Source organism: Acinetobacter sp. CE-15, assembly GCF_051059255.1.
Lineage (GTDB): Bacteria > Pseudomonadota > Gammaproteobacteria > Pseudomonadales > Moraxellaceae > Acinetobacter > Acinetobacter guillouiae.
The window spans coordinates 1,460,631-1,474,993 of sequence record NZ_CP192737.1 but is presented as its reverse complement, the minus strand read 5'-3'; the positions used below and the strand labels follow the sequence as shown (position 1 = coordinate 1,474,993).

The window sequence follows — 14,363 nt, the reverse complement described above, 5'->3', positions numbered from 1 at the left end:
ACCCACAGCAAGAAGCAACACATCTTGATATGACTCAAATAAAAGAAAAGTGTTATACAGTTTTATAACAATCTTCTGTGTCAATTTTCGTTATTTTGCAATATAACTGCTGAATAAAAGTAAATAAGAAAAGGCATCAACCTTATGAGCCACCCGGTATTTTTAACCAGTTCTACCTTTAGCCATATGCCAAGAGGTAGTCAAAATCAATGGGCAGAGTTTTTTCAAAGTGCATCTTTTGAACTCGAAGCAAATGCATTCATTCCGATTTTATGGTTTATGCTGTTTAAGCAAGAAAATATTTTCTGGACAAGATATATAGATGATCTTGATATCAACGATGAACGCAACCAAGTTGATCTAGAAGAACGCCAAGAGGACTTTGGTGAGAGTCAGTATGCTTATTTAGTTATTGATCAACAGCAAGCACTCGTCAATTTAGCAGCGCGTAAACCCTTATTTATAGAAATTTTTGGGGTAGAAAATAGCTACCATTTTGATGACTTTAAATCTTTAATCGAACAACATTATCCTGAGTACATTTTATTACGCACCAGTGGTTTACCCTTAGATTTAAATGATGCCCATTTCTTAACCCAATTGCTACAACACATTGAAAATACAGCACAGGATCATTCACAACAAATTTCTTTTATTGAAATGCAACGTATTGAGCTTGCACGTTTTGATGATCATCCTTATTTCTTTTATGGTGTGAATCTACATGCCCCTATTCACGATTTAAATACCAAAGAAGACCCGTCCACACCAGATCAAATTGACCCTACTCCATCTCAACAACCTTTAGCAACTTCTGGGTTGGCGATTTGGATTTGTACAGCGATCGTTACGATCTTAACCATTGCAATTTGGTTTACCACACAATCTGCACTCTACACGGTTGTTACCTTCTTTATCAGTGCTTTTGTACTTGGATTTATTTCCTCCAAATTAGGCGAACAGAAATAAAAAATAGCCATGCTTTTGCATGGCTATTTTCATTAAATAAATCAGTTCATCATCTATTACTTTTTTAACAGACTGTTTATCTGATAAATCACCATAAACAAATCAATACGACGCAATATCATCACTTCCAGTATTTTAATTTACTGGTCTGCCCAATGCCGACATTAAAGCTATTGGTTGGATCAAGCTTTTGATAATGATTTTTTAAAGTAGGTTTCGCAATATATAAATGTCCTACATTGTGTTCCGCAGGATATTCTGCACCACGATTATCCAGCAAATGCCACATCTGATGTTCCATCGCCAAAGGATCTACCCCTTTTTTGACAATATAATCTTGATGAAACACATGGCAGAGGAAATGTCCGTAATACAATTTATGGGTAATTAAATCATCCATCTCTTGAGGTAAAGTCTCTACCCATTCACGGTCGTTACGGCGTAAAGCAATATCCAGCGCAACAATATCTTCAACTTCCGAACGATGCGTATCACGATAACGAATTGCCGCACCTGCCACTGCGAAACGATGTAAAAAAGCCTTATGCCCTTCTTCATCCGTACAATGGAAAAAATCACCTGATGTTTTATGTTGAAAATATTCTTTTAAAAAGCGTTCGACTTGCCCTACATCCTGATTTTCGATACGAATCATCAAATGATGTTCGTATAAGTCACGAAACTCATTCATCCGTTTTGGCAAATGATTGGGCAACAGCTTAGTCACCATCTGCAACATTTTATCAGACAAACTGCGTAAGCCTATTTTTTCGAGATACCCATCCACCTTATCTTTTAATGCAAATGCAGCAGGCACTTTTGCTGTACCAAATTTTTCGATAAACATAAAGGTATCTTTGCCATATTCAGCACCAATATCATAGGCAACACGATGAATGTATTCACCCGCAATCGGTAATCTTGGCAAATCTTTGAGTAAGAAACGGCGGATTTCCGTCAAATCATCATGTGAGTTGGTCCCCACATAAAATACCTGACTTGGAATTTTTTCAAAGGTGTCTAAACGTACTGCAAAGACACAGACTTTACCTGCAGAACCTGAAGCTTCAAATAAACGTGATGGATCAGCATTAAATCGTGCAGGTGTATTTTCATCAACCTGTTTAACATCATGCGCATAACGATGGTCAGAAGCACAACAACTCGCATTATTAATAACATCATTGAGTTGATAGTTTTTATTTTCGAGTTTTGTCAAAATTTCTTCAGGTGTGTCACCCAGATTCACCCCCAAGTGATTGACCAACTCTAACTCACCTGACGCATTGACCTGTGCATAAAGTGCCAGTTCAGTATATGCAGGGCCGCGGCGGACCAATGCTCCACCTGAGTTATTACATATTCCACCCAGAACCGATGCACCAATACAAGATGAACCAATCACTGAATGTGGCTCACGGTTATAGTGTGCCAACTCTTTTTCAAGACGATCTAAAGTTGCACCAGGTAAGCAAATCACTTGCTGACCTTGGTTAATCACTTGTATACCCGCCAAACGACGTGTACTCATTAAAATAACGGGTCGGTCGTAATCATCACCAAAAGGTGTTGAACCACCCGTAAGGCCAGTATTTGCAGCTTGCATAATCACAATACAGTTCGCATTTACAGCAGCTTGTAACACTTGCCATTGTTCAAACAAAGTTCCGGGAACCACAACAGCCAGCACTTGCCCTGAGCCATAACGACGACCCTGACGATACAAGCGGGTTGCATGATCATGGGTTAAAACGTGTTGCTGACCGACGATGTCGATCAATTGCTGAATGGTGTGTTGTGAATCAATATTAGATTGCATTTTCCCTATCCTATTGATGAACCCTTATTCAATCTCATTCAATAAGGCATTCATTCCGACAGCGTTTTTTTCAATATTATTTGTATTGAGGGATCAACGATCAGTTCAAACTACTTTTTTGATGAAAAGTAGCTTGAACCATGCTCATCCGCAAAACTCGTTAAATCACATCTTTTCATTTGATGCTTTGCAAATACATCATGTTATAAGGTCGTTCTGCCTCAAAGCACTACAGATGAAATTTGCATGGATGACATTTGCCTCTATCAAATTGAACACTGTCATTTAGCTTGATGACATATCAAAAATACATTACGCGTCCAATGCTTTGTCTAACTTGACTAAACAATCAGCATTAATGTCTGCAATTGTTTTGGCACCCGTCAAAGTCATTGCGACACGCATTTCTTTATCAATTAATTCAAGCAAATTTGAAACACCTGCACCACCCGCTGCCCCTAATGCATAGACAAAAGCACGTCCGAGCATGCAGGTATCTGCACCCAATGCCAGCATACGAACCACGTCCAAACCATTACGAATACCAGAGTCAGCAAGGATTTTAATATCCCCTTTGACGGCATCTGCAATTGGCGGAAGTGCACGCGCAGACGATAAGACACCATCTAACTGACGACCACCATGGTTTGATACAACAATACCATCGGCACCGAAACGTACTGCATCTTTGGCATCTTCAGGATCAAGGATCCCCTTAATCACCATCGGGCCATCCCAAAATTCACGAATCCACTCAAGGTCTTTCCATGAAATTGACGGGTCAAAGTTATTGCCCAACCAACCGATATAATCTTCAAGTCCAGTCGGCTTTCCTAAGTATTTGGAAATATTACCTAAATCATGTGGACGACCCAGCAAACCGACATTCCAAGCCCAATGCGGATGGAAACACGACTGCATGTAACGACGCATCGCTGCATTTGGACCACTCATACCAGAATGTGCATCACGATAGCGCGCACCAGGTACAGGCATATCAACAGTAAACACCAAAGTTGAGCAGCCTGCAGCTTTGGCTCGCTCTAAAGCATTTTTCATAAAGCCACGATCACGCAGCACATATAACTGAAACCACATTGGGCGGTTAATTGCTGGTGCAACTTCTTCAATCGGACAAACAGACACGGTCGACAAGGTAAAAGGAATGCCCTTTTTATCTGCCGCCACAGCAGCTTGAACCTCACCACGACGTGCATACATACCTGTTAATCCAACAGGAGACAATGCAACTGGCATAGATAAAGTTTCATCAAACAATTTTGTTTCTAGGCTTAGCTGCGACATGTCATTTAAAACACGTTGCCTTAAAGCGATTTTTGATAAATCTTCTACATTTCGTTTTAGTGTATATTCCGCATACGCACCACCATCAATATAATGAAAAAGAAATGGTGGTAAACGACGTCGCGCGGCTTCACGATAGTCATTCGCAGAAGAAATAATCATGCTCATATCCTGTTTAATCGGCTCGCACGCTGACGACGGGCTTCTTCCTCATCAATCATACGCACTTGCTGTACTACAAATTCTATATGTCCACAGACCGCATCTCTTGCAGCATCTGGATCATGACGTTCAATTGCATCCATCACTTTAAAATGCTGATCATGCAATTGATCAAATCGATGTGTTTCTGAGTACACTTTGCGTCTACCCAAGAGCACGTTAAACTGCAACAGATCAAAAACGCCCCGCATCATCTGTATCAACACTAAATTGTGCGATGCTTCAGCAATCGCCAAATGAAATTTAGCATCGGCAAGTGAAGCTTGCTCATCATCACCAATCGACTGAAAATATGAAATCTGATCATAATATTCGCGAATCTGAGCCAGATCTTTAGGTGTTGCACGTTGTGCCGCATACCAAGCTGAACCACCTTCAAGGATTGTTCGCGCCTCCTGCACATCAAAACGATATGCGGGGTCTTCATCAATCAAATTACTTAAAGATTCAACAATCTGGTTTTGCGACCAGTTCACCGGGAATTGTTGTAAATAGGTCCCCGCCCCGCCTTTGCTGACCAGCATTCCAGTACTGGTCAGTTGAGAAATCGCTTCTCTTAAAGAGGAACGGGATACGCCCAGTTGTTCACACAACTTTCGTTCAGCAGGTAAACGTTCTCCGACTTGCATGTTTTTTTCTTCAATTAACATACGAAGGCTTTGTACCACTTTGTCAGAGACTTTCATCTGCTTTCCTCATTCAGTGATGTTTTATGCTCATGGAATCATCCATGGGAACACATAAGCTTGTAATGTAATAATAATACCGATCATTACAGTAAACGTTATACTGTGTTTAACCGTAAAACGGAACAGATCAGACTCTTTACCTACCAGCCCCACCGCCGCACATGCAATTGCAATCGACTGAGGAGAAATCATTTTCCCAGTGACACCACCACTGGTATTTGCAGCAACCAGTAATACTTCTGGGACACCAATTTGTTGCGCAGTCGTGGCTTGTAATGCCCCGAATAAAGCATTTGCAGAAGTATCCGAACCTGTAAGGAATACACCTAACCATCCTAAGAATGGAGAGAAGAATGTAAATGCTTGCCCCGTATGTGCCAATGCCAAAGCCAAGGTTGCAGACATTCCTGAATAGTTAGCAATAAAAGCAAATGCCAACACCATACCAATCGAATAAATTGGAATTTTTAATTCATTAATGGTTTCAGCAAAAGTAACCACTGCTTCTTTTGGCTTCATTTTTAAGAAAATAATAGTAATGATTGCAGCAATAATAATTGCGGTACCCGTCGCTGAGAACCAATCAAATTTATAAATTGCATCATAGTCTTTTACTTCAGCAACAACAGGTGGCATCTTTTGAATCATTTGATGCAAATATGGCACTTTGATAGAAATCACTAAATCATGCAGCGCACCATCTTTGGTAAATAAATCCTTAAATGGTTTTACACTCCAGATCGTAACCATCACAGTTAAAATCGCAAATGGAGACCACGCTTTGGCAATTTGAGCAAGGCTATATTTCTGCTGTTTTTGTGCAGCAAGATTTTCGTTCATGCTGTCATCTTCATTTGCAAAACGGAAGATATGCTTTGGCTGCCAATATTTTAATAAAATCGTTAATGAAACCAGAGACGCAATTGAAGCGGTAATATCGGGTAATTCTGGACCCACAAAGTTTGAAGTCAAATATTGTGCAAGCGCAAAAGAACCACCACCGACAATCACAGCAGGCCAAGTTTCTTTTACACCACGCCAACCGTCCATAATCGCCATGATCCAAAACAGCACAATTGGAACCATAAATGGCAACTGACGTCCAACCATCTGACTGATTTCCATTGTTTCTACACCAGAAACCTGTCCAGCCACAATAATTGGAATCCCCATTGCCCCAAATGCTACAGGTGCTGTATTCACAATCAAACATAGACCTGCCGCATAAAGCGGTTTAAAACCAAGCCCCACCAATAATGCCGCAGTAATCGCAACAGGTGCACCAAAGCCAGCCGCACCTTCCAAGAAGGTACCAAAAGCAAAGCCAACAAAAAGCATTTGCAGACGTTGATCTTCCGTAATCGACAAAATCGAAGAACGAATAATATCGAACTGCCCTGTTTTTACTGAAACTTTATATAAGAATACTGCCCCAATAATGATCCAAGCAATTGGCCATAAACCATAAAAGAAACCATAGACCAATGATGCCAATGCCATCATCGTTGGCATTTGATAAGCAAATAATGAAACCAATAAAGCCAATACAACTGTAATTGTCCCCGCAACGCTTCCTTTCATGCGGAATACAGCAAGGGCTAAAAAGAAAAAGATAATTGGTATCAGCGCAATGGCACTGGATACCCAGATATTGCCCATCGGATCATAAATCTGTTGCCAATGTTGAAGCATTGTCATCTCCTTGAAATGCTTGCTAGAACGTGGAATGTCATTGAATCATCCATTTATTTCTCAATAATCGGTATGACCAATTTAGTTTTAAATTAAAAAATTTTGCACTAACTGCCACTTAATATTAATTTTTGCTGATTTAAAGATCAATAGTTGGCACTCAATTAATTATTTTGGTATGACCAATATTGCAAATATTTCGACCTATTCACAGACCAATCCTTCAGCTTTCAGGGTTTCAAATCGAATAACTCATTTGTTTTATATTGTATTTTTTTAAATTAAACCAATTTTATACAACTTTAGTCGTATGCTATTTTTTCATGCACTTTTTAGTAACACTGATTTAAGTTTATTATCGGGTTTGGAAATACTTCAAAACCAAAATTAGTCAGACCAATTTAAAAATCAGTTAAAATAAGCGTCAAGGCATCGTATTAAACAAAAAATATAAAAAACAGAAAAAAAGCAAAATCAATGAACTTTCACTGATTTTGCTTTTTACTTTAATTAAAAATTTAATCAACTATAAATTAATTCAACAATGTCCACTCATTGATTTAACGATGCTCACAACTCAATAAGGTTGCAGGTTTTTTCTTGATTTTAAGATTTAAAGAACTTGAAATAATTCCTGAACAAATAAATGCCGCACCGATAATAATGTTGATTGTAATCGGCTCATGCCAAAGCACATAACCAAAAAATAAACTTAGAATAGGAATACACATGATTGAAATAGACGCAACAAAGGTATCTACCTGACTCACAATCCAATTCCACAAGGCAAAGGCAAAACCAGTTCCAATCACAGCAATATAGAACAGGATTGAATCATTCAGTGGATTCATCCAAACTTTAACATCTACAGGTTCAAAAATTAAAGCGCCGATCAGAATCACCACCCCACCCATCAGCAATTGCCAAAAGGTCAATTTGATTTTGTCATAAGTTGCAAAATTCTGTTTGATATAAACTGTGGTTAAAGCCCAGAAGAAGCCTGACAAGATTAAGAAAGCTTGACCAATTAACGATAAATTCAAATGAATATGATGTAATTGTGGCCAAAGAATCGCAATCAAGCCCAATGTGCCAAGAACCAACCCAATCATTTTTTGGCTATTTAAACGCTCATTTAAAATACAATGCGCCAATACACCAATAAAAATAGGCATAGTAAACACTAAAACCGCAGACAATCCCGAATCAACAAATTGCATGGCAAAGGTTTGTGTTGCATAAAAACCAATACAAATCATCAAACTTGAGATCATCAGTTTTCGCCATTCACCTTTTGCGGGTAAAACGGATTTTCTTAACAGTACTTGAACCAACATAAGGGTAAGCGCAGCTAAGATTAAACGCGTAGAAATAAATAAGAATGGCGGAAATATTTGCAAACTATGTTTGACCAATCCCCACAAAGATCCCCAGACGAGACACAATAATACAATTGCACCAATCACACGAAGATTCATTTGCTGTACTCAACAGATGGAAAGTTCGTAAATTATAGAAAATAAATGACATCATGAATAATGCTATGTTTTAATGTATACATCTTTTTTTTTGATGTTAAAGTGGATACTTTAATGTCAGCACTTATTCAATGCATTATTGAGGAATTGAAATGAATATCGATATGGGTGATATCAAATCATTTGTGACTGTTGCTGAACTAAAAAGCATTACAGCAGCAGCAAATAAACTCAATTATTTACAATCGAATATGACAGCAAAAATAAAAAAGATTGAAAATCACTATAAACGTCAATTATTCATCCGAAAACCCAAAGGTGTTGAACTGACCGAATCAGGAATGAATTTATATCAGCAATACAAAAAAATGATCTTCACGTGGGAAGAAACAGAAAATAAAATCTATCAACAGGAAAAATATTTACGCTTTGGTACCAACACCAGTTTAGGCGGAATGCGTTTCTACCCGTCTTTTAGCCAACTTTATGAAACCTACCCTGAGCTTTCAATCACCATGAAAACAGGTGCTACAGGCTATATTGAAGATGAAATTTTACGCGGAAACTTAGATATCGCTTATGTTCTAGGTCACCCAAAACAGAAAAATATTCAGTATATTCAAAAGGCAGATGATCAATTGGTGATTATTGGGAAAAATGTCATCAATCATGACAGCCTTGAAGACTGTCTCAATCATCAAAATATTTTACTTGCCTCAGAAGAATGCTGTTATGCAACCACTTTAGATCATATTTATACAGATTATCATTTAACCAAAGGTGAATTAACCCATATTTATGATCATGAAGCCTTAGTCAATTTCACTCAATTGGGTATGGGAATTTCAATGATTGCAAAGTCACTGATTAAAAAATTTAATATTCAATATTATCGAGAAACACCCGAACAATATCGAGATATTGGATTCTATCTGATTGCACGAAGTGAACATGTATTTACCCCGATTGAAAAGCAGTTTATTGGTTTAAATGATCAGCTATGATCCTGAACAAATCAGATATATTGGATTAACTCTATACATCCAATTTATCTTACTTTTAACATAGGTCAATCCGCAGCCTGCCATTTGGCCTTACGCACATTCAGCAAAATCAGCAGCCCTATACAAGTACCTATTGGAAATCCAATCAAGAATAAACATCCAATAATGGTAGACATCAATCTCCCTATTTCACTCCCCTTTTCAACTTCAATAGCGGCTTTATAATGTAAGTATGCCAAACCAAACAACACCGCAAAAGCAAATACCACACCTACAAAACTAGTGGAATTACTCCCCGAAGTTAGTGCACAGAAAATTAATATAAGCAACAAAATACCGTAAAAGCCAAACAAAGTATTATGCGTATAGTAGAGCGTTTTATTTAATTGCATAGGATTAAAAGTTTTTAATAATTAGAAAATTATATCAATTTATTAAATTTCACACCTCGTTAATTTGACTTTTCTTATAAGTTTTTTACATGAGGTGCATAGGTCATTTAAGTAAATTTATTTCACTCTATAAATTGTTATTTTTTTCAATGTTAACCTTCAAATCCAATAAAACATTGATTGAAAAAGTGCTACAATACTGCGTTTATAAAATTCTCTTTGGCCACCCATGTATGTGGTGCCTCTTTCGAAATAGTTAGGACGAGCAATGACTGATAATGCAACGATCTTGCAGAATGTACCAGTAGGCAAAAAAGTGGGTATCGCCTTTTCTGGTGGTCTAGATACTTCAGCAGCTTTATTGTGGATGAAACAAAAAGGCGCAGAACCTTATGCTTATACAGCAAACTTAGGTCAACCTGATGAAGATGACTACGATGCAATTCCGCGTAAAGCTGAAAACTACGGTGCTGTAAAAGCCCGATTGGTTGACTGCCGCTTACAACTTGCATTGGAAGGTATTGCTGCAATTCAATGTGGTGCATTCCATATCAGCACTGGTGGTGTTCCTTATTTCAACACAACACCATTAGGTCGTGCAGTAACAGGTACAATGCTTGTTACAGCAATGAAAGAAGATGATGTTAATATTTGGGGTGATGGTTCAACCTATAAAGGGAACGATATTGAACGTTTCTATCGTTATGGTTTATTAACCAACCCTGCACTTAAAATTTACAAACCTTGGTTAGATCAGCAATTTATTGATGAATTAGGCGGTCGCGCTGAAATGTCACAATTCTTGATCGACAATGGTTTTGATTACAAAATGTCGAAAGAGAAAGCCTATTCAACAGATTCAAACATGTTGGGTGCAACTCACGAAGCGAAAGATCTTGAATACCTCAATGCAGGCATTAAAATCGTTGAGCCAATCATGGGCGTTGCATTCTGGAAAGAAGACGTAAAAGTTGAAGCTGAAGAAGTTTCTGTAACGTTTGAAGAAGGCTTCCCTGTTGCATTAAATGGCAAACGTATTGAAGACCCTGTTGAATTCATTCTTGAAGCCAACCGTATTGGTGGTCGTCATGGTCTAGGTATGTCTGACCAAATCGAAAACCGTATTATTGAAGCAAAATCTCGTGGCATCTATGAAGCTCCGGGAATGGCACTTCTTCATATTGCTTATGAACGTCTTGTAACTGGTATTCATAACGAAGACACTATTGAACAATATCGTATCAATGGTTTACGTCTAGGTCGTTTATTGTATCAAGGTCGTTGGTTCGATTCACAAGCATTGATGCTACGTGAAACAGCACAACGCTGGGTTGCTAAAGCAATCTCAGGTACTGTGACTTTAGAACTTCGTCGTGGTAATGACTACACGATTATGAACACTGAATCAGAGAACCTCACTTATGAAGCTGAGCGTTTAACCATGGAAAAAGGTGATTCAATGTTTAGTCCTGCTGACCGTATCGGCCAATTGACTATGCGTAATCTTGATATCACGGACACCCGTGCAAAACTTGGTATTTATACCAATACTGGTTTATTGGCTGTCGGTACAGGATCTGCGATCCCTCAACTGAAAGACAAAAATAAATAATTTTTGATGAAAAATAAAACCGCCAAATTTGGCGGTTTTTTTAGCTTTAGTCTTTGTGATTTTTCATTAAAGATTGTTTATCAAGACACTGCATTCTTCGTTTCAGGTTGCGATAAGTTTTGTTGCTCTAATTTTTGCTGTTGTTTTTGCAACTCAATCTTTTCAGCATGTTCTTGGCGAATTTGATCATATTCTCGTTTGGTTTCGGCATCACTTTTAGCCGCAAGAAAAGCCATTCCAACTAAAAATACCGGAAATAATAATGCTAATGTCGCAAAGATATAAAATTTTTTCGAACTTGTCTGTGACATAAATTCAAGGCTTTCAATAAATTTAACTAGGCTGGTTAATATAACAGAATAATCCCATCCAATACATTACTCGCCTACAGCCATAGGATTACAATCCCGTATTTATTGAAAGCGAAAAACTTAAGTAAAAAGCATATCACCTTGTGATTTAGCAGCTTCAGCAATCACTTCCAAATACTCTTCATCCATCAAATTATTGTTATATTGAGCTTATTCTCCAAACCGCTTTAATAGAATCCGCTTTAATAAAAACCAGTTGCCCATAAAACAAAAACGGTCCAAGCAGATTTAAAAACAATTATCGATTCTTTGTTTGTTTATAAGCTTCTTGGGCTATAGCCAAACTTTTCTTTTTACCTTCAACAGTATCTGGAATCTCATTAGATGTTCCATTACCAGAATGGCGTTGTAGATGTTGCTGCTGAGAATACTGATGCATTTCAGACTGAGTTTTTTGTTGTTGTATCGAAGTTTGGTTTGCAGTTCGTTGAGTTAATTTTTGTTGAAGTTGTTGCTGTGGATTTACTGTAGCAGTTCCAGCACAGGGTCTAGATTGGTAAGTTACCGAACCTTTTACCACACATTTGTGTACGTCTTTAGCAAATACATGATGAGAAATCCCTAAAGCTAAGATAACCAGCAATACTTTTTTCACAACCAACACTCCATTTAAGTTTCAACAAAATATCAACAAATGATTTAAATTGCTATTTACACAGGAGTTTTCTTATTCACAGGAGTTTTCATCTACAATTAAGGTATAAATATGACTTTTTTTGCCAAGTTTTACAGCATTTTGTCATACATCAAATCCTTCATTTTCAAGATTTAATTTGAAGGTTTTTAAGTGATTGCTGAACAATAAAACCATGAACCATAGAAACAGGCAGCATATAAATTTTCCCAAAAAGATTATATGTCACCACACTGGTACATATCGTTAATTCATTTCTAAGCTCATCATATTCTTCGATTTGTAAAACCAACAATACACTCAAATGTTTATCGGTTGACTGTAAAAAAAGCTCACGACCTGAGACTTTAACCACATCAAAAAAATCTGCTTTCCCACCGACTTGAAGCGGTTTAGTTGATTCACCAAAGCCTTGAATAGGTTGCACACCACCTAAATGCTGGCTTAAAAAATCTCTTAGCTTAAACGCAGCTCTCAACCAAACTGGCGGCTTACTGATCATTAGATAATAGGCTTGAGTACTGGTAAGATTTTTATCAATATATTGCTTGGCTTCATGTAAAAAATTTAATTGATCAAGTGGAGCAACCAAAGTTTGTGGATCTCTTTCTATATTCAATCAATCAGCCCCTTAAAATATAATTAATATTTTTTAAATAGATACTAAAAACAGTCTACAGTAATCAGTTGTTGGTGCAATTACTCACAGCCTAAAGTTTAATAAATATACTTAGATTCTAGAATAAAATAGACAAACCATAAATAACAAAAAGGCCTGCACTTGGCAGACCTTTGATTATACTGACTTTAGTGCGTCTATCTTTTAATTAGCTATCCATGTTATCAATGATTGCTTGACCAAATTCAGAACATCGAAGCAAAGTTGCACCTGGCATCAATCGCTCAAAGTCGTAGGTAACAGTTTTCGCAGCAATCGCTCCCGATACACCCTGAATAATCAAATCAGCAGCTTCAATCCACCCCATATCACGAAGCATCATTTCCGCAGAAAGAATAATAGAACCTGGATTTACTTTATCCTGGCCTGCATATTTCGGTGCCGTACCGTGAGTCGCTTCATACACAGAAATTGCACCACCAATATTTGCACCCGGCGCAATTCCAATACCACCTACTTCAGCTGCCAACGCATCAGAAATATAGTCACCATTTAAGTTAAGTGTCGCAATCACAGAATATTCAGAAGGACGCATTAAGATTTGCTGCAGAAAGGCATCTGCAATCACATCTTTAATAATGATCTCTTTACCCGTTCTTGGATTTTTAATTTTTACCCACGGGCCACCATCAATCAGCTCGCCACCAAAACGATCAATTGCCAGTTCATAACCCCATTCTTTGAATGCACCTTCGGTATATTTCATGATGTTGCCTTTATGCACTAAAGTTACACTTGGCTTATCATTATCAATCGCAAACTGGATCGCCTTACGCACTAAACGCTGAGTACCTTCTTTCGATACAGGTTTAATACCAATCCCACAATTATCTTCAAAACGAATCTTGGTTACACCCATTTCTTCTTTTAAGAATTTAATGACTTTTTTCGCTTCAGGAGAGTCCGCTTTCCATTCGATACCTGCATAAATATCTTCGGAATTTTCACGGAAAATCACCATGTCAGTCAATTCAGGGTGTTGAACAGGTGACGGTACTCCTTCAAACCAACGTACAGGGCGTACACAAACATAAAGGTCGAGTTCTTGGCGTAAAGCGACATTCAATGAACGAATACCACCGCCCACAGGCGTAGTTAATGGACCCTTAATCGAAACCACAAATTCTCGCAGCGCCTCAAAAGTTTCTTCAGGCATATAGGTACCGTAGATTTTATCTGCCTTTTCACCACAGTAAACTTCCATCCATTCGATCGAACGTTTGCCAGCATAGGCTTTTTGAATTGCGGCATCTACAACAGCTTTCATGGCTGGAGTAATATCAACACCAATACCATCCCCTTCAATAAAAGGAATGATTGGATGATTTGGAACATTCAGTGACAAGTCTGCATTTACAGTAATTTTGCTACCATCAGCAGGTACTACGATCTTCTGATAACCCATTGTTCAGGTTCTCCCTTTTATTATAGTTGGCAAATCCAAAATAATTGCCAAATAGACAATACTTCTAACCATTCTTAGCGCATATCAGTCTA

Annotated in this window: 13 protein-coding genes; 3 read left to right on the top strand and 10 right to left on the bottom strand. The window is 37.9% G+C overall.

The genetic code is table 11. The features are described 5' to 3' along the window. Positions 1-144: 144 nt before the first annotated feature. Positions 145-969: a hypothetical protein gene (locus tag ACQ7EO_RS06850; RefSeq protein WP_434279200.1), complete on the top strand. Its 825-nt coding sequence runs from the start codon at positions 145-147 to the stop codon at positions 967-969. Between the two features lie 121 nt (positions 970-1,090). Here the strand turns inward: ACQ7EO_RS06850 and dld are convergent, their stop codons facing one another. The 5 genes from dld to ACQ7EO_RS06825 all read right to left on the bottom strand — a co-directional run bounded on the left by dld (position 1,091) and on the right by ACQ7EO_RS06825 (position 8,174). After that, on the bottom strand, positions 1,091-2,788 hold the full coding sequence (gene dld / locus ACQ7EO_RS06845; RefSeq protein WP_434279199.1) for a D-lactate dehydrogenase: 1,698 nt from the start codon (positions 2,786-2,788) through the stop codon (positions 1,091-1,093). Positions 2,789-3,100: 312 nt separating this feature from the next. Further along, positions 3,101-4,255: an FMN-dependent L-lactate dehydrogenase LldD gene (lldD, locus tag ACQ7EO_RS06840; protein WP_004823052.1), complete on the bottom strand. Its 1,155-nt coding sequence runs from the start codon at positions 4,253-4,255 to the stop codon at positions 3,101-3,103. 2 nt (positions 4,256-4,257) lie between these two features. After that, positions 4,258-5,001, bottom strand: a complete 744-nt coding sequence (lldR, locus tag ACQ7EO_RS06835) for a transcriptional regulator LldR (RefSeq protein WP_034618110.1) — start codon at positions 4,999-5,001, stop codon at positions 4,258-4,260. 30 nt (positions 5,002-5,031) lie between these two features. Next, positions 5,032-6,702: an L-lactate permease gene (lldP, locus tag ACQ7EO_RS06830; protein ID WP_434279198.1), complete on the bottom strand. Its 1,671-nt coding sequence runs from the start codon at positions 6,700-6,702 to the stop codon at positions 5,032-5,034. 554 nt (positions 6,703-7,256) lie between these two features. Further along, positions 7,257-8,174: a DMT family transporter gene (locus ACQ7EO_RS06825; RefSeq protein WP_434279197.1), complete on the bottom strand. Its 918-nt coding sequence runs from the start codon at positions 8,172-8,174 to the stop codon at positions 7,257-7,259. Between the two features lie 152 nt (positions 8,175-8,326). On the opposite strand from ACQ7EO_RS06825, the gene ACQ7EO_RS06820 reads away from it, so the two are divergent. Then, positions 8,327-9,178 carry a LysR family transcriptional regulator gene (locus ACQ7EO_RS06820; protein WP_004724903.1) on the top strand — a complete coding sequence of 284 codons (852 nt, stop codon included), beginning with the start codon at positions 8,327-8,329 and terminating at the stop codon, positions 9,176-9,178. A gap of 65 nt (positions 9,179-9,243) precedes the next feature. Here ACQ7EO_RS06820 and ACQ7EO_RS06815 read toward each other — a convergent pair whose 3' ends face one another. Beyond that, on the bottom strand, positions 9,244-9,570 hold the full coding sequence (locus tag ACQ7EO_RS06815; protein ID WP_434279196.1) for a hypothetical protein: 327 nt from the start codon (positions 9,568-9,570) through the stop codon (positions 9,244-9,246). Between the two features lie 268 nt (positions 9,571-9,838). Here ACQ7EO_RS06815 and argG point away from each other — a divergent pair, with 268 nt between their 5' ends. Then, complete coding sequence (gene argG, locus ACQ7EO_RS06810; RefSeq protein ID WP_004724905.1) at positions 9,839-11,182, top strand: argininosuccinate synthase; 1,344 nt, start codon at positions 9,839-9,841, stop codon at positions 11,180-11,182. A gap of 80 nt (positions 11,183-11,262) precedes the next feature. Here the strand turns inward: argG and ACQ7EO_RS06805 are convergent, their stop codons facing one another. The 4 genes from ACQ7EO_RS06805 to icd all read right to left on the bottom strand — a co-directional run bounded on the left by ACQ7EO_RS06805 (position 11,263) and on the right by icd (position 14,271). After that, the gene (locus tag ACQ7EO_RS06805; RefSeq protein WP_004724907.1) at positions 11,263-11,493 is read right to left on the bottom strand and encodes a hypothetical protein; all 231 of its coding nucleotides are present in this window, start codon (positions 11,491-11,493) and stop codon (positions 11,263-11,265) included. Between the two features lie 298 nt (positions 11,494-11,791). Then, on the bottom strand, positions 11,792-12,148 hold the full coding sequence (locus tag ACQ7EO_RS06800) for a hypothetical protein (RefSeq protein ID WP_034616240.1): 357 nt from the start codon (positions 12,146-12,148) through the stop codon (positions 11,792-11,794). A 166-nt stretch (positions 12,149-12,314) separates the two neighbouring features. Beyond that, positions 12,315-12,806, bottom strand: coding sequence for a DUF2867 domain-containing protein (locus ACQ7EO_RS06795; protein ID WP_434279195.1), 492 nt, complete (start codon positions 12,804-12,806; stop codon positions 12,315-12,317). Between the two features lie 208 nt (positions 12,807-13,014). After that, positions 13,015-14,271: an NADP-dependent isocitrate dehydrogenase gene (gene icd, locus ACQ7EO_RS06790; protein WP_096734735.1), complete on the bottom strand. Its 1,257-nt coding sequence runs from the start codon at positions 14,269-14,271 to the stop codon at positions 13,015-13,017. Positions 14,272-14,363: the final 92 nt, after the last annotated feature.